Here is a 19,139-nt window from a genome sequence, read left to right as displayed (position 1 = left end):
CTATATCGAAAAAGCGTTAAATTATTACGATACTATTGTATATTAGCGCCATAAAATCTTAATATCCAAAGGATCTATTACTATGATGTCGCAGTTACAAAAGTTGTTTCAGCGTATAGACAATAGCAAGATATTTCAATCATTTGTTATAGCTGTAATTATTGTTTCTGCCCTTACAGTAGGTGCACACACTTACTCACTACATCCTACCGTAGAGCTTGCTCTAAATTGGATGGACGTTGGCATTACTGCATTCTTTTTAATTGAACTAATAATCCGCTTTGTTGCAAGCAAAGGCATTAAAGACTTCTTTTCTAAGGGATGGAATATATTTGACACTATCATAGTATTGGGCAGTTTATACCCTGCTGCTGGCTCTACAATGTTAATAGCTAGGCTGTTGCGCATATTTAGAGTGTTACGATTGGTTTCGATGATCCCAGAGCTGCGCTTATTGGTTAACTCATTGCTCAAAGCCATTCCGCAAATGGGTTATATAGCCCTGCTCATGTTTGTTATTTTTTATATATACGCTGCAATGGGTAGCATGATGTTTGCTGAAATCAACCCTGTTCTTTGGCAAGACGTCTCAATATCAATGCTTACCTTGTTTAGAATAGCAACGTTTGAAGATTGGACCGATTATATACTATTGTCTTTTCTTGTGCTTTATGTTGACAATAGGCTTTTCTTTGGTCTACATTTTTTATGTCAACAAAAGAATAGGTTATATAAATTAATTGCTAGTAGAGAGGAAGATAGTGAGAGTCGTCCAAGTAAAAGGGATAAAATACGCGGGGGGTGGGATCAACCTAAGTACAGTTGTTGATGATGATGGTATTCCCTTATTAGCACCTTCCTTATATCTTCTTCATGTCGCTAGAAACGGTAGAACTTCCGATAACAGAACCACAACGAAATCCTATGCACAAGTCTTGAAAGACTTCTTTGAAGTATTAAAAGCTTCTGATGAACTAAGCTATGCGGATGTGACGGACGCCCATATGACCGCCTATTTCAATGCTTATCGCGGGCAAAAAAGAGGCAATAAAAAAAGTACGATAGAATATCATGCCACAGTTTTAAACAATTTCTACGCTTACATGAAAAAGATAGGTATATCGGATGCAATTGATTATTTGTCTTTTACTTACGATGACAGTGAAGCACAGAGAAACGTTAAAGATCTTCTAATGGGAGAAATACTCACTATCTACATGGATGAAAAGGAGTTTAAAGATAAAGTATTAGCACAAGTGAAAGCTCAGAATCCATTCATAAGAGAGCGTGACGAATTAGCACTGAAACTTGGCTATTATGCTGGATTTAGAACCCATGAACTAGTTTCGTACAACAATTTGTATGCCCCTTCCTTAAGACGTCAGTTCCCAGAAAAGGATAAGGACGATATACGAGCAGATGAACTAGAAATTATAGGTAAGGCCAAAAAGTTGCGAACAGTTCACATATCGCCTGAACTTGTATCTGGGATCAACAAATTCTTATGGGGTAGAGGTAAGAGCCTCAAAGGGAGTTTGATGGCGAAAGCTAATGGAAAACCGCTTACGGACATAAATTATGGCAGCAGATTGTTTTCACGCATAAAGACCGCTAATTTGGCTGAATTAAATAGCAATAAGAATAACTGGAAAGCTAGGGTTTTCCACTCTCTTAGAAAATGCTACGCAACCAATAGCGTTAGCTTTTGTTACGATGAAAATAAAGATCCTATGGTGTTTATCCCTCAGTGGCTAGGCCATAGCGATGAAGGGACAACAAAAGTCTACATATTCTATGATGCAGTAATATCTAATCGCATCGACGTAATGAATACGCTGTCATTAAACAATTCAGAATATGCTCAAAAATATAAGAGCAAATCCTAATGAAGCTAGTCGTAGATAATACCGGAAAAGATGAGAAGCATGTAATTTTAGTTGATGGCAAAGTTAAATGGGAACTGCCGGATGACATGCATTTTCAAAACTTTTTATTACTTTATATAGACTACACGAAACGTAAGAGTTTTCGCGATCTGTCTCATGAAACCAAGCTTAATATAACAAGGGTATTAGTAACTTTTCTTAACTACACGATTGTATTAATAAGGAAGTATGGCGCTGTGCCATCTGATATATTCTCCCGATATACCTATCATATTAAAAGCACGACCAATAAAACTGGTAATACGTTAAACAGCACTGTTACTGCCATGATTTACATTTTAAAATTATATGGTGGTCAAAAGGAAAAAGTGTATGACTGTGAATACTGGATTCCAGAATTTTATGTAATGATCACTAAAGCTCCAACCTTTACGTGGGAAGAACCCAACCCAAAGCAATCTTTATCAACTAAGTATGATCTAGGGTTTACTAGCACAGAAATGGTTGAATCCTTATTGCTGCTATGTTGCTACATCATCAATACGTTTGATGAGAAGCGTAAGTTGTTGTTGCAAAACAGCAGTCTAGAAAAAGCGGTTTTGGAATCGTTTCAAATAAGTTCAAACAACTATCCGACATACGCCCTAATATCCGATCTGAATCACCCAAAATATAACGTGTCAAGAAGGCTTTATGGAGAACTCGCGAGGGCAATTATTGCTACTGATGATAACTGGCTAATCGAAAGGTTTATGCATGACAATCCCTACCCAGATGAATTTTTACCAGATGAATCTGATATCAAGATTAGACGTAAGGAATGGCTAAAGCGATGGGTCAACAAACGTACAGGGCATATTAAAACCCTAGTTACGATAAATAAAAAGAAGTATAGGATTCAAACCATGAAAACCTATTGCATGAACGACTTACACGGATTGAGCCATGAAGTTGTTTTTGCCATGCAATGTATCTTAGGTTGCCATAGAATTCAAAGTTCCGGCGTAGATAGAATGAACCTCAATGATGTTATTTCAAACAATAAGGGCGTGCAATTTAAATATTTTAAAGGTCGAGGCAAAAAGAAATATGCTACGCCAGTATTAAACAAGGGCACCCTGCCCTACAAAACTGTTCAGATATTTTTAGAACACTTCAAACAGCAACACTCAGGCGTCAACCCGAAGCTTATTCAATACCATAAGTTGCGTGGCAAAACCGATGGTAAAGGCCAGATTGGTGCAAAGAAAGAGGGACGTTTAGATCATTTTTTTATTGATTTGCTCGATGAAAATACCGAAGTGCATAAACACATGAAAGCCGAGCTTAAGGAGGAAGCTGCACCAATTCTAGCTTTTCTTAAAAAGATCTTAGCAAATAATTTGATGGCTATGAAAAATTCTCCTTCTTATGGTGGCGACAAGAAAATGCCCCATGTTTCTTTAAATATTGATTTAATCGCAAGAGCACGCATCGAGATCGAAGATGGGAAAAGTGGTGCCGCTGAGCCAAAAGAAAACTCAGAATATGACAAACCCACCTTTGAAGAAAAGGCCGAGAAAGAGGTTGGTGCTATGCTGACAGCACACAGTCTCGAAACTAAACAAAGTACGTATGAAAATCGTTCACGCAGCCCAGAAAAAATCAAATCAATGCGTCGTTTTGCGGCACAAGTTGGTGATGCGATGGAGCAAGATGCGCGCGCTGTTGAAGAGCTATTTAATAAAACTAAAGTGCTCAATCTGAAGGCCGTTGCGAAGTTACTCGGTATTGAAGATACGATTAAAGAACAAAAGGATTTGTATGGCATCATAAACCAGGAACTAGGTGACGTAATAGGCGATATTGGAGACGTTGACATTGACGGTAAACGTATCGTAATTCAAACACCGTTAACAGCGGCGCTTATTTTGTCAAAAATTAAACATATTGAAAATGAAATACCAAGATTAAAACTAGATAGCGAAAAGAAAACATTAAAAGCTCAATTGCACCGAGCATACCTCGACATGCTATTAGCAGAGTTCTCTAGCTCGATAATCAAGGAAGGTGAACTAATGTCTAAAAAGTATAATTTTCCTTTTTCATCAATGGTATAGGATAGAAAATGTTTAATACAAATGTAAAAAAAACTCTTGTCCCTGATACTCCTTTATTAAACGACCAGTCGCAAGATGTATTTTATTTATTTTCTTATCCGAAAAACCTAAGTGAAGAAAGTAAAGTTCATGAAATTGATTTTACCGATGCACGACATAAGGTATCAAAAGAGGACTTCGGTCTTCTGAAAGCTTTGTGGATTGAAATGTCCGGTGGAGTTGACCCTGTAACACGGGAAATCACAGGAAAACTAAATACAATCAGGGCATATGCTTCTAATTTGATGAGGCTCTTTGTATGGAAAGAGTCTCATTACCCTGATACACCATTGAGGCAATGGACTGAAGCACACTGTCGAGAATTTATCGTTGATGTTTTGTTCAATCGTATTGCTTTTCACACCGAAGGTAGCAGGGCAGAAAAAAACAATGCTACTAAAGAAATTGTTGGTAGAGGCCCTGTTGAAAGTGCATGTGAAATTTTGAGGAAATCTCAACGACTTTATGCTCTGGGTTTAGTTCATGATGGGTTGGCCTCTTCATTACCTGCTAGCTTCATTCAGGACACTGTTGAAGAGCATCTAGTAGCTAATGGAATTAACTTTTCAAAATGGATAGACGGTGAAGGTTGGAGTTCAATTCCATTCGCGGCACATATGTTTAATTTGGCGCACGCGATTAACGTTATAGAAAGTAATGACTGTCGTATTTTGAGAGCATTTTTCAAACATCAGCAAAGCGAGTTATGTGTTTCTCACAACACTTTGTTTTTTTCAGGTAGATATGACAAACCCAGCTCTTATGATGATTATTGTGCATCGCCAGATGTTACATCTTCTATTGGTGAAAAGAGAAAGACAAAGAGAAAGCGAAAGAAAGAATTTATTCTTAAATACAGCACTTTAAAACGAGCACTTGAACAGGCGGCTGGTAAGCCTGTCAACACATTTCCGTATACTTGGGAGGAGATGACAAAAATATATCGTAAAGTCTTTAATGCTTGTTTAACAATAATTGTGGCACTAACAGGAGCAAGAATAAGCGAGATGAAAAACTTTTTTGCAGACGATTATCAGCAGGAAAGTGATGGTGTCTGGACATTTAAGAGCGATATAGTTAAAACCAATCATGGTGTTCCTGCTTTAAGGAGTATGGGGGGATTAGTCGCTAAGGCAGCAGATGTAATGTGTGATATGTCCTACATCCCTAAACGTAATCGCCCTGACGGGAAGCGCTTCCCTATTTTTTCGATGACACATCAACCTAGATTCTCAAATGGCACTAACGCAAGTGTTGCAAGTGAGAACACCTTAAGAACTAGCCTTCAAGATAATTATAACGATGCAATTGATAAATTTGGCGAGGAGTTAGCTGAACTTTGTGAAAAAGTTCACCCCCATATGTTTCGCCATACGTTCGCTGAATTTGCGATTCGTCGCTTTGATGGCCGTGTTTTTGAAGCTATAAGGCAGCACTTTAAGCATACATATCAGAGTAAATACACAAAAGAATATGTCGGTGGGAAAGATAGAGAGTCCATAAAGAAAGGTGCTGAGCGACGCTACATCAGAGAACTGATAGAGAGAATGGCTTTGGATGTTAATGATTCATTTTCAGGAAGCTTGGCTTTGGCTATTCAGCGAAAGGTCAAAGATTGTATGGTAATTGAACCATCTGAAGTGGAGGCAGTTTTGACAGAGTTTGAAGAAAAAATTGTGGATATTACCGTTCATGAATATGGCATGTGCATGGTGTACACTGAAACTCAGTCTTTATCAAAATGCTTAGATAAGGAAACTGGCTTACCGCAAATTGAAAATGGTTGTTTCGAGCTTTGCTCAGGATGTGTTCATTATGTTAGCAGTGCTAATAGTCACAGAGAAGAGATCATTCGTATTGTTTTGTCACATAAAGACTTTCTTGAAAAATTTCCTTTTAAAACTAAAGCACACAAGCTGAGTGAAGCAGCGGTCAGAAATAGCGAAAAAATCTTAAAGCAAATGAGGCGAACATGATTAATCTAAATGACTTTTCTATCGAAAATGAAGATGACCCCCAATTAGATACTGAACTTCCTGACTACCCTGGTGATACCTCCTGGATGAACGAGCTGACGCCTAAACAAAGTGCGGTAGTCAAGAAAGTTACAGCTAGGTTTATTGAGGCTAGAGATACAATCATGGCCTCTGAAAAACCAAAGAGTTTGAAGATACGTGAACGAACAATTATAGCTACCAAACTTGCTGAAATGGCAGTGGTTGATAAGTCAAATATCAGAAAAGATAGAATGGATATTATGCCCTTCAAAAAATATCTTGAACACTACAATGATACGCTGAACGCTATCTGGCAACAACGTTGCAATACTTGCAATTCAGGACGACGGCTATCAAGAAAGGAGCTTGAAGTTAAAAAAGGTGAATTGGAACTGAAGTATGAGCAAGAGTTAAACAAGAACTTAGTTGAATATTTTCAAGCTGCTTTGCATTCGGAGGTGGCTCAAAATCAGATTGAGACAGCGCAAAAGCTTAGAGAGCTGAAGATCGATTATGAAAAAGCACAACAAACAATAGCTAATTTACGCTCTCAACTGCGAGAAATGACTATGCAGGTAAACAGAAAAAATTAAGAATTAGTTAGTTTATGCGTCGAGATTAAAGGAAAGTAAATCTAAAAAGCTCATATTTTCTAGGCATTTATATTAAATTCTTTTGACAAACATATCACATATTCTTGAACTAAATATTAATAAATCCCCCTTAAAAAGTGATTGAAAATTTCGAGTCAACATAAAAAAATAATTGCTAGTCCAATATAGGTCATTACTTCTATATAATTAACAAAATTTACTAGCTTAGATAAAAGTTGAACACTTAATGTACGAAAACATAAAAATAAAGCTGAATAAGCTCAAAAATAACAAAGCATTTGAATTATCAGTTGTAGCTGTAATCATTATCTCGGCACTAGAGATTGGGGCAAAAACATTTCAACTGCCCGACAGTGCTATTTCAGTAACTCATATTTTAGATATATTCATAACATTATTCTTCCTCTTTGAGATTTCAGTTCGATTTATAGCTGATGATGATAAACGTAACTTTTTTAAAAAGGGCTGGAACATATTCGACACCTTAGTTGTTTTAATCAGTTTGATACCTATTAATGATAGTGAAATGGCTCTTCTAGCTAGATTAATTCGCGTATTTAGAGTTCTTAGGATGATATCGGTAGTACCCGAATTACGAGTTCTAATTAACTCATTGATCAAAGCTCTACCTCAACTAGGCTATGTCATATTATTAATGTTTATTATTTTCTATATATATGCGGCCATCGGTAGTTTTATATTTAACGAAATTAATCCTAAATTATGGGGTGATATTGCAATATCTATGTTGACTCTTTTCAGAATAATGACATTCGAGGACTGGACTGATATTCAATATGAAACGATGGAAGTGTATCCAATGTCATGGATATTCTACTTATCTTTTATCTTCTTCACAGCGTTTGCTTTCTTAAATATGGTGATTGGCATTGTTGTTAATGTAATGGAAGACGAACACGCTAAAATGCGCCAAGAAACACAAGAGGCTTCAAACATTCCAACAATTGTAGATTTACATAAGGAAATTCACGAATTAAAGCAAATAATTAAACGTAACTTTCCAGACTCTTAATCAAAAAAATACAGGCTGTAGGTATGAGCTAGTACAACTAAATAGAAAATTTTAGATGTAGTAGCTCATGTGTAAAAGCGCAAACGATGCTAGCTCAGACTTGATCTTGCAGTTACCTATTTTGATATAGTGCTTGTCAGTTCAAGTACCGCTAATTTTTGCGAATACACATTTATGTATCCAGCATATCCCATTCGTCTCCCAGTACCCATCTTAATGCCGATAACTTGCCATTTATCATTCCCCATTCAAAGTCATCTTTTGGAATAAGGTCTGAATATTCCTTTTCTACTAATTTAGCAGAGGACTTTGCCCGTACTAAAACATCTTCGTGTATGACTCTAGAACCTGAAGCATCTGAATCAGAAGGTACTATTTCTATTTCACCTGAGCTAATTCTATTCAGTAAATTTAAATGTCGGTTGTACCAGATTTTCCTATCAAACTCTGTCATGTAGTCCAATATTTCAGAAAGAGATCTAGTTTCGTTTCCTTCCCAATTTTGCTCAAATTCATATTCCTCCAATAAAGCGTCATCGATTTTATTAACTGCGGAAACTAGATCTAGAAAGTAATAAGAATAGTCATCAAAAATATCAGAAAAATCTTCATGAGGTCGGCGTCTATCTGTAGCGCTAAATTCAGTGTAGTTTCCTGAAATAAAATAAAAATTACTATCTTCTAAATAATCATCATTGCTTTGAATACTTCTTTTAAAAGTACCAAATGACTCAATCAATAATGCATCAGCGAAGTTGTTCTTAGAGTTATGAAACGGCGCTTTTTTTTCCAGTGCTCTTTGTACTACTTTGAGTTTGATATCATCCGTAATTTCAAACTGAATACATTTATCCATAAAACTAATCAACCTGTTAGCTATTCTGTCGGTTACATCAGACATTATTGGAAGTTTTGCATTTATCTCATTTAGCTCAGTTAAAATTGCTACTTGGTTGGCAGTACCATACTCATTAACTACATGCTTAACTTGCTTAAATTCATGGTCAAGCCGTTGACGAGCACTTTTAACAACGCGCTCTTTATTTCTGAGAAACTCATCTTTTACTAGTTGCGGAACTACAAAATGCACATCACCGCTTTCATGAAGATCTTCTAATGCTGTAACAATATAATTTGCATTTCGATCTTTGGCTAAATTTAGCCAAACACACGTATCAATAAAAAAATAATTCAATTTTTAACTCCATTTTAAATCGTTTTGCTAGCTAAATTCACTCATTCAAATACAACTCCGCCATGCCATCTAACTTAGCCTTAACTTCTTTCCAATTAGGCATCACTTGCGTTAATAAGCGCCAGAATTTATCGCTGTGGTTGTGCTCAGCAATATGGCAAAGCTCGTGTAAAATCACGTAATCTATGCACTCCTTTGGAGCTTTAACAAGGTGTGGGTTTAGCATCAAGTTGCCCTTAGTTGAGCAGCTTCCCCATTGTTTAGCCATCGCCATAATGCGAAACGAAGGTAACCCGTCTACCCATGATGCTTTGGGTAACATTGCTTGTAACCTTTCATGAAAAATAGCGTTGGCACGCTGGATGTACCACTTATCTAAAAGTGCTTTAATTTTAACAACCCGATCATCAAAATCTTTTTTCAAGGTGACCGTTAGTTTGCCTTGGTGAAGCTTCACACTTGGTACTTGTTCAGCGTCAACAATTACCTTTAAAACATAGCGTCTACCGAGATAAAACTGAGTTTCACCGCTAATGTATTTCCGTGGCATTACATACTCATGTTGAGCAGAAAACTCACAAATGCTTTCCCAGATCCATCGAGCACGCTTTAGCATAGCCTCTCGAATTGAATCTGGTGTCGCGTCATGCGGTACAGTTGCAACTACACGTTGGTCAGGGTGCACTTTTATGATGACTTTTCGTGCCTTTGGCTTGGCATCATTTTTTTCAAAGGTACGGCGAATGATGTCATAGTTAATAACCTCGTCACCGTAAATGAACACGCCTTGTTCTTGCGTAGTTTTTTTAATTTCACTCATTTAAAACAACAGCTTCATTATCATTGACGAGAAAGCCCTAATCGCGTGATCTTCAGCACTTCTTCAATAAGCTTTTGAGCATTCTCAATACCAAAATCCGCGAATAGCATAGGTAGTAGTTTTACGTGGATAGCGTTTTCAATTTCACTAGGATTTATTGAATACTCTGCTACAGCAGTCTTAACTACTTCGTCAATATCGAAGGCATATTTCACAAGTTTATCTTCATCAATATCACTGCCAGTGTGATCGTCTTTTTCGAATAATTGTTTAAATAATCCAAAATAAGCCTGCGCATGTTTGTTTAGCTTGCCATCTTTATCAGTAAACGCACTCGGCATACCTTCAACCTTGCGTTCTTTCACCTCTTGCTCAAAGTCGGCAAATAGCATGTATTGCTTCACAGGCGCATCAAACATGGCCTTTGTTTCATCTATCGCTTTTTTGAGTAAATTCGAGAAATACTCTTGTGCATACGGATCATCAGCTAAGTCTTGCTCGATCATTTTAGTGATACGGCCTGTGATCTTATCTGTTTGATTTCGAGCCTCGTCGTCAGTTAGATCTTCAGGTTTCACATCTTTGCCCAAATTACCAACGAGGTATGCACCATCAGGCTCTTTTACTTCAATGCCTGCAATATGTTTATCTAACAACTGACGCACGTCTTCAGCATATTCGTCGTAGTTTACTGTTTCATTAGCAAGTTCACGAACCTGTTTCCTTAAGCTAACAAACATTTTTAGTGTTTCTTTATAGTGATCACGTTTGTTATCAAAACTCTTATCATCGAAGAAACTCGCCGATTGCAAAGCTACTTTCATACAGTTAGAAAAAGCTGTTAAGGCAGCGTAAAACTCATCTCGTTTTTTAAGGTTTTTATCTAAAAGCTGACCTTGAACATCTTCAATCTTAGGTGCAAGTGCCTGACATAAAGCAGCAGGATCTTTTTTGTTAGCAACACCGTCAAAAATAGCCCACAGATCGTTGTACAAACCTGGTAGTTTTTTATATTCGGTATCCATCCGGTTATATAAACCTTTAAGATCATCAACATCAAAACCATTTTGATTACGGTCAGCAAGTTCTTGATACTTCTCAATCGTCATATCAAGCTCTTTCAAAATGCCACGATAATCAATTAAGTAGCCGAACTGCTTTTTACTGTGTAAGCGGTTTACACGAGCAATAGCCTGTATCAAGTTGTGCTCTTTTAACGGCTTGTCGATATACAGTACGGTATTTTTAGGCTCATCAAAACCAGTTAGCAGTTTATCTACAACAATCATGATGTCAGGGCCATCATCACGGCCATAGTCTTTGATTATTGCCTTGGTGTATTCTTTTTCATCTTGCCCATAAGTTTCGGCAACATTATTCTTCCACCAGTTTTGAACAATATCTTTACTTTCTTGATCAACTGCCTCGTGCCCCTCTCGCGTATCAGGAGGAGACATTGCAACAACTGATGTTACTTTGCCTATTTTATCTAAAAGCTCTTTATAGCGAATTGCAGAGCCTTTAGAGTCACATGCTAGCTGGCCTTTTAAACCTTGCTGCTTAAAATTTTGGAAATGATCAGAAATATCGTGTGCAATTAGCTCAATTCGACCTTCTGTTTGATAGATCTGACCTTTCTGAGAAAACTTCTTCTTTAAATCGGTTCTTTGTTTTTCTGTAAGCTTTTCAGTAATGCGGTCAAACCAGGCATCAATAGCTTTGTCATTCACATTAAGGTCAGCAATACGTTCTTCATAAAGCAGCGGTGTTACCGTTTTATCTTCAACCGCTTGCTGCATGGTATAAGAGTGAATAATCGAGCCAAATTTGTTTTCAGTTTTATCATCTTTTAGCAACGGCGTACCAGTGAAAGCAATAAACGCTGCCTTAGGTAAGGTTTGCAGCATACGAATGTTGTTTTCACCGTTTTGGCTTCGGTGGCCTTCATCAACCAAAACTAAAATATTCGGGCTGTCGTTATAGCATTCGTCATATTTAACCGCTGAACCAAACTTATTAATGATTGAGAAGATAACTCGCTCATTACCTTTACCAATTTGTTCCGCTAAGCGTTTGCCCGAAGTTGCCATAGCATCTTTTTTATCGCGCTCGGTGAGTACACCACCTGAGGCAAAAGTGCGGCTCAACTGTTCTTCTAGGTCAACTCGGTCAGTGACAATAATTACGCGACACTTTGAAAGCTCTTTTAACCAGATCAATGCTTTTGATAAGAACACCATAGTAAATGACTTACCACTTCCAGTGGTGTGCCAAATTACACCGCCATTACGTGCACCTGGGCGCTCACCTGTTTCATCAAAGCTGGTAATGCGCTCTATCAGTGCTTTAATACCAAACACCTGCTGATAACGCGCTACAATCTTACCAGCTTTTTGATCAAACAAAGTGTATAAACGGGCCATCTCAAGAAGGCGATTTGGTCTCAATAAACTAACAATTAGTCTGTCTTGATCTGTTACAGCGAGGTCGCCTCCTGCCAATAAAGTTAAATATTCGTCTTTGGCAGCGGCTGGGCGGTGGTTGAAAATAGCATCCAACTGCTCGGTGCTTAACCTTGCATTTTTTAACCGAATAAACTCGGCTTCAATGATTTTTTCTTCTTTCCATTTCGCCCAAAATTTTTCAGGTGTGCCGCAGGTTGCGTACAAGCCCTCATGCCCATTCACTGCGAGCAGCAATTGGCTATAAGCAAACAGGTGCGGGATTTCTTTTTGGCCTTGGTTACGGATCTGTTGTGAAACCGCTTCACTTAACGTAGATTTCCCTTCAGTTGAAGAGTCAGGGCGCTTTGCTTCAATCACAACCCAAGGTAAGCCATTAACAAAGCATACAATATCGGGAATACGGTTTCCCGTGCCTTCACTGTTTTGCACCACCATTTCTTCAGTAAAATGGAAAAAGTTATTTGAAGGTGTTTGCCAATCGATTAGCTGAATAGTTGGTGATGCTTTCTTACCATCAATAAACTCAGTTACTCCAATGCCATACATCATGGCGTTGTAGAGCTTTTCATTAGCCCCTTTTAAACCCTCGTTCATTGCAGGGCTGAGGTCATGGATGATTTTATCAACGGCGGCATCTGAGAGCTTATGATCTTTACCTGCAAACGGAAACGTTTGTTTGCTCAAAAACTCGCGCATAACAGGCAACAACATCACTTGTCCTGTTGATTTATTTATTAAAGAGTTACCTCTAGCTTTTTCACAGCCACTAGGCGGAATAAATGAGTATCCAAGCTTACTTAGTAGAGTAAGAGCTGGAATTTTTGAGCTAAACTCTTCCTTAAAATTAGCTATAAGGGTTGTCATTCATTAGCTCCTTTGCTTTGGTTTTGGCTAAGTTCGCAGATATAACCAAGTAACTCCGCATAATTGAATGCCGCATAAAATAAAGCAGTAGCTAAAACAAGCCACAGTGTAAGTGGAACTTTATCTCTGAAAAATCCAAACTTTCGATATTCCTCAATCCAACCTGTTTGTTGTTCCCAAAAGAACTTGTAGTGAGCAACCCAAGTAGCAAACATTATGTGGTGTGATGAGCAGCCCTTACTAAACTTATTTTCAATTAAACTCAGCCTATCTGAAAAATCAGTAAGCTCACCAGAGGCTGATTTGACTTCATTGTTAAGACGTTTTAAGTCATAAAATAAATTAGTTAACTCATCCCCTTTGATTTTATAGAGTATCTTGTCACTATTTCGATTATTTACATAAAGACCAACAATACCTAGGATCAACAATGTGCTTGATATCCCTTTTGTTGATAAACCTTCAAAAGCTAATGCGTAGATGCCAAAAGCCATAGATACAAAGTTTATTAAGCCTGGTATTTTTTCAATTATTCCATAGCTGGCAAAATGAAGTTTCGCTGTATAGCCCACGTTGTATCCAGTTTCAGCAATGTGTTTTAATAAATCGTTCTTTTCCATAGTTTCCTCACTGAATAGGTACATCAATTCTATCTTTGGCTACAACCACTCCATTTTGAATGGCGAAGCATTCAAGTATATGTTCACCTTTAAATGTGGTCGTTTCTCTTCTTTTTCTAAATCCATCATCTCTAAATATTTGCCCTCGGACACAATCTCTTCGCTCCGCTTCAGCGCCTCGGTTTAACACTTTCCATTTAATGATGTATTCGCCAGGAACATTAATCTGGTCAACCATGAAATCTAATCTTTTATTGGCTAACAAAGGAATTCGGCTTGCAAGCATTTGGGTAAGTGAATTTGACCTAAAGCCGTTTTGTGATACTTCGCATTCAATTTTAAGAGAGTAGCGTATATCGATTGGGTGTAAGTCCTCAATAAACTGCTCAGTATTTTTAAAGGCACTGAGAGATTTACTTTTTTGTACCGTATGAGCTGCTGCTGGAAAATTTCTACCAAAAACTTTTTTCCATTTCTTATTAGCGGAGTCTTGTTCACCAGCTTTTATCGCATCAAGGCATAACTCATAAGCATCTTGGGCTGCGCTTTGGAATTTTTCTTTGACTTTTACTTGTTGTCGGCTGCCTAGTGCGAGGTAGTAATCCTTGTCAGGCTCATCTGCTAAGTATTTGAAGAAATCTCGGCACATCCAATCATAATAGGTATAACTTTTATAATCGTAATCAGCAGTCGAGTTGAGGAAGTTGTGAGCAAGGGTGTCTATTAATAAGCCGCCCATGCCAACACCATGTTTGTTTCTCCACGCTCTCGCCATCTTACAAAGCCTACGCAAGTTCTTATTTTTTTGATCGACAAAATCCTTCATTGCATTGATTTCTTCGCGAGGCTTTGTGATCTTCCAACTTCCGCCATTATATGTGTCGGGGTACTTGAAGCTTCCATCGTCTTGTTCAAAAACAGGCTGAACCTCGACCATAAAGTTAGTATAGGTAACTTGAACAACTAATCGGTCAACCTTTACTTTAGTGTTTGGGTATCGGGTTTTGATTGCGTCCTTAGTGTCTGTCAGTAGCTTAGATTGATCATTCTTATAATCATCCCATTTGGTAATAGGCATGATATAAAGCATGTCCAAATCAGAAATGCCCTTAATACCCGTCCACCGACCATATGAGCCAACTTGCAGCGTATTCGCCGTTTTAGATTCAGTATCTCTAAACTTTTTGTTTAATGAGCTGGTGATTTCTCCATACCTTAAGCTGATGGTTGATGAATTATCAACTTGTAAGTTGCTAAGAAAGTCTTTGAACATTTCTGATATAGTCATTTGTATCCTTACTTCTTATCCGTTGGCGGGTGCGAGTCGTTACCATAGCTGTTGCCAGCCCTGATTTTACCGTTTCGTCCGTGTACTTTTGTATCTGATTGCTGGTTTCTAGCAATATCTTCAGCTAAAGCAATCGCTTCTTTTTGAGTGTTAGTTACTTTTGTGGCTTTACTATTGCCTGCACCTGTAACTGCCCAACCATCAGGATGCTTTACTACGTGTTGGTTTTTTCCACTAGTCATAAAGCTGCTTCCTCATTAATCATTAATTTTTACTCTGCGCTTGCCTGTTAACAACTGCTGCATCAGGGCTTTCTTTTCTTGCTTTAGGTCAGCTAGTTGTTGTTCAAGTAGTTCGATTTCTTTGTCTGCGTTGGTTAGCACTGAGGCTACTTTTTGTTGTTCTTTAATAGTAGGTATTGAGAATTTAACTGATTCAAATGTCTTTTGAGTAAAGAACCCTCTTGCACTTCCTTGTTGAGATAGTAGGTACTTTGCAACCACTTGATAAATCACATGCCTTAAGAATATTTGACATAATCGTTTACTATCCTTTGACCTCAAAGACCACATATTTTGATTTAGCAAAGCTGGTAAAGTATTATCAGAAACAAATCCAAGTTTCCCAGCAGTAGCTCCAACCATAACCAATAGAATATCGTTTTCTATAAGCTCATACTTTTTGTATTCATAAGCTGTTTCAGCGGGAATATACACGCAGTCAGATAAATCTATTTTTCCTGATGAGTCGATATTTGTAACCCTAACGATTTTGTAGCCACTTTCAGAATATTGAGTGCTTTTAAAAGCAAAACCTCTGCCTGTTGATACAATATCACCCAACTTAACCTCTTCCCACTCACCCTCAAACGCTTTGCCTGAATCATCAAGTAGGCGCTTTCTTTGGGTATGAGCGCGAGTGAGCAGTTGTTGCATCAGCGCTTTTTTCTGCTGCTTGCCATTGTCGATTAGGCGCTCAGTGGTGCGAATCGCTTTATCCCAAGTCGATAGGATTTTGGAAATTTTACGTTGTTCGACAAGCGGTGGAATTAAAACAGGAAATTCTTTTAACTGGGTCGAATTAATACTTGCAAGGTTCGTGCTACGTTTTGCGCAACTCAAAAAGTATGTCTTGCCATAATGACTGCCAGACAGTGCTGCAAGATAATATGGCTCTAAGTATTTTGAATCCACTCGCACTGCAAAAACATGGTTCTGATTCAAGCAAGGCTGTATTTGACCTTGCCAAACATCTCCACGCCCCAATTTGTCGAAGTCACCTCCTTCTGTCATCAATACGTCTCCAGACTTAAGGGAGTACCGCTCTAACTGGTGGCGCTCAATAGCAATAGTTTTAACTTCTGTTAAATCGATATGACCGTCTTGGACATTTGCCACTCTTAAGTAAGGAACCTCAATTGGGTCTTTAAGTCCTTTTTTGCCCTTCGCTACACCTGTTCGAATTTCAGCAACATTGACTAATGGTTTTCGTTTCCATCCACTAGGCACCATAGCCCAACTCCTTTAAATATTCTTCCATTTCGACTTCAAGAGTTTTTAGCTCATTTTGTAGTTGTACACGCTCATTGCGCACCGCCACTAAATCAATCTCAGCTTCTTCTTCAAAGGTATCAACGTATCGAGGAATGTTTAGGTTAAAGTCGTTTTCTTTAATTTCATCAAAAGTTGCTAAATAAGCGTATTTATCAACAGTCTCTCGCGCTTTATAGGTCTCGATAATTTTCTGAATATTGTCTTCAATTAGCTGGTTTTGATTTTTACCTGACTTAAACTCACGACTGGCATCGATGAACATTACATTGTTATCGGTTTTGTGCTTTTTGAAGATAAGAATCGCCGCTGGAATACCCGTACCGAAGAATAACTTTTCTGGTAAACCTATTACGGCATCTAGTAGGTTCTCTTCTATAAGTTGTGTACGGATTTTACCTTCAGATGAAGCACGGAATAGTACGCCATGAGGAACTACCACACCCATGCGTCCTGACTCTGGCTTAAGAGTTTCAATCATATGGCTGATGAACGCGTAGTCGCCTTTGGTTTTAGGGGGCACACCACGGCGGAAACGGCCAAATTCATCATTTGCAGCACCTTCGTAGCCCCATTTATCGAGTGAGAATGGAGGGTTGGCAGTTACAATATCGAAGTGAAGTAAACCAGTACCTTCTTTGTCTAACAGCATAGGGTGGCGAATGGTATCGCCCCATTCAATACGGTGGTTATCTTCACCATGTAGGAACATGTTCATTTTAGCGAGCGCCCAAGTAGAGCCAATAGCTTCTTGACCGTATAGTGCATACTTTTTAGAACCTGAGTTCTTACTTACCATAGCGCCACACTTCATTAATAGTGAGCCTGAACCACATGCTGGGTCACAAATTTCATCCCCTTCTTTTGGCTCTAAAATAGCTGCGAGTAAGTCTGATACTTCAGGAGGTGTGTAGAATTCACCAGCCGACTTACCGCTGCTTGCAGCAAAGTGTTTGATTAAATATTCGTAAGCGTTACCAATGATATCGAGAGAGCCAATTCGACTTGGGCGCAAGTTAAGAATGTCTTTGCCAAAGTCTTCTAGTAAGTGGCGAAGAATATCGTTCTTTTGTTTCTCTTGGCCTAGTTTGTCTGTGTTAAAGCTAATATCTTGGAAGACATTATTCAGCTTAGTGCCGTTCGCTTCTTGAATAGCGTGAAGTGCTTGGTCAATACGCTGGCCGTTACCTGCTTTATGACGGTCCTCGTATAGATCATAAAAACTAGCGCCTGTTGGTAATACAAAGCGTTGCTTTGCCATCATTGCGTGAATTAATTCAGGTTTGTCTCCATATTGCTCTACAAGCTTGTCATATTCATCTTGGTACACATCAGAGATGTACTTTAAGAACAACATGGTTAAAATAAAATCTTTATAAATAGAAGGGTCTACTGTTCCTCTAAAGGTATCGCAGGCATTCCATACCGCCTTATTAATAGCGTCTTGGTTAATTTGTGTTGTTACCATCTTTTGAGTCCTTAATTTAAATTCTGCCTAGCCCTGATTATCAGAGCCTAGTAATTCTTTAGCAATGCCTTGCATCTGTTTTGCCCTGTTTTCAATTAGAGCACTTAGCACCTGTTTTTCTTGTTTAATTTTGTTATCAAACCCAACGATAGCCTGCTGTTTTTCTAGGGTTGGAATAACAAGTGGGGTTGCTTCTAATACAGCTCGCCTAATACTCATTTGTGAACTTCCTTCAGCAGAGTTAGTAAAGTACCGCTGTGCATCATCTTGGTTTAGCTGCCAAGCTACAAATTCAGGTAACACTGATTTATCAGTTACTTGAATTAAAAAGTAATGTGGGGCACAAACCGTTGGTTTATCAATCTCGCCAACACAACCTGCTAAGTTACGAGCACCACGAGCCGCAAACAGCACATCGCCTTTTTGTAACCAATCAGGTATTTTACGCCCTAAAATATTTGTGCGAATGAGTTGATGCCACTGAATGATCCCATCGTTATCAATATCCCTGATCTGCACCGCATAAGCGTTACCTTCCTTGTCTTCATGTATCTTTCCCCTAAAAGGGTGGCCTGCTTTCACAATCGCAATATCAGATAATGTTTTATTCATTCTTAATTGCACCATATAAATGATGCATAAAAGATAACGAAGGATGATTATTTAGTCAATAACTATTTTGCATCTTTTCGATGGTGCAATTATTTGCTGTTTTTGAAAAGGGCTGAATTTCTTATGGATTAAGCTTTAACTATTATAAATTCCGGTGACCCTGAACCATAGTTCCACTCTATTGAACCATAAGACGGTTATTTTATCGGAACACAAAAAATGACTATTAGGAGCATAGAGTTTTAAAAACGAGTTTAGATTGGCTACCGAGCAGTAGCCACCGTTAATAAATTCGTTAAGACTTACCGATTATCTATCGTCTATCTAAATCCCTATTTTTCTTTACGACGGTTGAAAGCATCTTTGTCACCTTCAAATATTTTGGCAACTAAAGCTTGGATTGATTTCTGATCAATAGATCACTGATTTGAATTGACTAATGTCGCGTTGTCAGCAGAAGCCTCTAGTACACCAACCCATTCTGCATCGCCAAAAACTGGAATATTGGCGTTATGAGTTGCAAAAATGAATTGTCTCGTAAATTTAGCACTTTTGACTTATGTAACTATCCGACCTGCAATGAATCCGT

Annotated in this window: 15 protein-coding genes; 6 read left to right on the top strand and 9 right to left on the bottom strand. The window is 38.2% G+C overall.

What is annotated here, in order from left to right:
* Positions 1-82: 82 nt before the first annotated feature.
* The 6 genes from QMA08_RS07415 (at position 83) to QMA08_RS07390 (ending at position 7,668) form a co-directional block, all read left to right on the top strand.
* The gene (locus tag QMA08_RS07415; RefSeq protein WP_290174078.1) at positions 83-829 is read left to right on the top strand and encodes an ion transporter; all 747 of its coding nucleotides are present in this window, start codon (positions 83-85) and stop codon (positions 827-829) included.
* Positions 762-1,886: a site-specific integrase gene (locus QMA08_RS07410; protein ID WP_290174077.1), complete on the top strand. Its 1,125-nt coding sequence runs from the start codon at positions 762-764 to the stop codon at positions 1,884-1,886. The genes QMA08_RS07415 and QMA08_RS07410 overlap by 68 nt, the downstream gene beginning before the upstream one ends.
* Positions 1,886-3,985 (top strand): hypothetical protein, encoded by a 2,100-nt coding sequence (locus tag QMA08_RS07405; RefSeq protein WP_290174076.1) that lies wholly within the window; start codon positions 1,886-1,888, stop codon positions 3,983-3,985. The genes QMA08_RS07410 and QMA08_RS07405 overlap by 1 nt, the downstream gene beginning before the upstream one ends.
* Positions 3,986-3,993: 8 nt before the next feature.
* Positions 3,994-6,000 (top strand): hypothetical protein, encoded by a 2,007-nt coding sequence (locus QMA08_RS07400; RefSeq protein ID WP_290174075.1) that lies wholly within the window; start codon positions 3,994-3,996, stop codon positions 5,998-6,000.
* Positions 5,997-6,614, top strand: coding sequence for a hypothetical protein (locus QMA08_RS07395; protein ID WP_121638551.1), 618 nt, complete (start codon positions 5,997-5,999; stop codon positions 6,612-6,614). The genes QMA08_RS07400 and QMA08_RS07395 overlap by 4 nt, the downstream gene beginning before the upstream one ends.
* A gap of 247 nt (positions 6,615-6,861) precedes the next feature.
* Complete coding sequence (locus tag QMA08_RS07390) at positions 6,862-7,668, top strand: ion transporter (protein ID WP_290174074.1); 807 nt, start codon at positions 6,862-6,864, stop codon at positions 7,666-7,668.
* Between the two features lie 172 nt (positions 7,669-7,840).
* On the opposite strand, the gene QMA08_RS07385 is transcribed toward QMA08_RS07390, so the two are convergent.
* The 9 genes from QMA08_RS07385 to QMA08_RS07345 are packed head-to-tail and all read right to left on the bottom strand — an operon-like array spanning position 7,841 to position 18,550.
* A complete protein-coding gene (locus QMA08_RS07385) occupies positions 7,841-8,863 on the bottom strand; it encodes a PIN domain-containing protein (protein WP_290174073.1) in 1,023 nt (340 codons plus the stop codon).
* Between the two features lie 37 nt (positions 8,864-8,900).
* The gene (locus QMA08_RS07380) at positions 8,901-9,683 is read right to left on the bottom strand and encodes a SprT family zinc-dependent metalloprotease (protein WP_290174072.1); all 783 of its coding nucleotides are present in this window, start codon (positions 9,681-9,683) and stop codon (positions 8,901-8,903) included.
* A gap of 20 nt (positions 9,684-9,703) precedes the next feature.
* On the bottom strand, positions 9,704-13,012 hold the full coding sequence (locus QMA08_RS07375) for an HsdR family type I site-specific deoxyribonuclease (protein ID WP_290174071.1): 3,309 nt from the start codon (positions 13,010-13,012) through the stop codon (positions 9,704-9,706).
* Positions 13,009-13,632 (bottom strand): SLATT domain-containing protein, encoded by a 624-nt coding sequence (locus QMA08_RS07370; protein WP_290174070.1) that lies wholly within the window; start codon positions 13,630-13,632, stop codon positions 13,009-13,011. Before QMA08_RS07370 ends, QMA08_RS07375 begins: the two co-directional genes overlap by 4 nt.
* A 7-nt stretch (positions 13,633-13,639) precedes the next feature.
* Positions 13,640-14,920 (bottom strand): nucleotidyltransferase, encoded by a 1,281-nt coding sequence (locus QMA08_RS07365; RefSeq protein WP_290174069.1) that lies wholly within the window; start codon positions 14,918-14,920, stop codon positions 13,640-13,642.
* 8 nt (positions 14,921-14,928) lie between these two features.
* Complete coding sequence (locus QMA08_RS07360) at positions 14,929-15,162, bottom strand: DUF2188 domain-containing protein (RefSeq protein WP_290174068.1); 234 nt, start codon at positions 15,160-15,162, stop codon at positions 14,929-14,931.
* 15 nt (positions 15,163-15,177) lie between these two features.
* Positions 15,178-16,431, bottom strand: coding sequence for a restriction endonuclease subunit S (locus tag QMA08_RS07355; RefSeq protein WP_290174067.1), 1,254 nt, complete (start codon positions 16,429-16,431; stop codon positions 15,178-15,180).
* Positions 16,421-17,938: a type I restriction-modification system subunit M gene (locus tag QMA08_RS07350; protein ID WP_290174066.1), complete on the bottom strand. Its 1,518-nt coding sequence runs from the start codon at positions 17,936-17,938 to the stop codon at positions 16,421-16,423. Before QMA08_RS07350 ends, QMA08_RS07355 begins: the two co-directional genes overlap by 11 nt.
* Positions 17,939-17,965: 27 nt before the next feature.
* Positions 17,966-18,550: a restriction endonuclease subunit S gene (locus QMA08_RS07345; protein ID WP_290174065.1), complete on the bottom strand. Its 585-nt coding sequence runs from the start codon at positions 18,548-18,550 to the stop codon at positions 17,966-17,968.
* Positions 18,551-19,139 lie beyond the last annotated feature (589 nt).

This window comes from Pseudoalteromonas sp. APC 3355 (genome assembly GCF_030407615.1).
Taxonomy (GTDB): Bacteria; Pseudomonadota; Gammaproteobacteria; order Enterobacterales; family Alteromonadaceae; genus Pseudoalteromonas; species Pseudoalteromonas distincta.
This window is presented reverse-complemented; position numbering and strand designations above follow the sequence as displayed.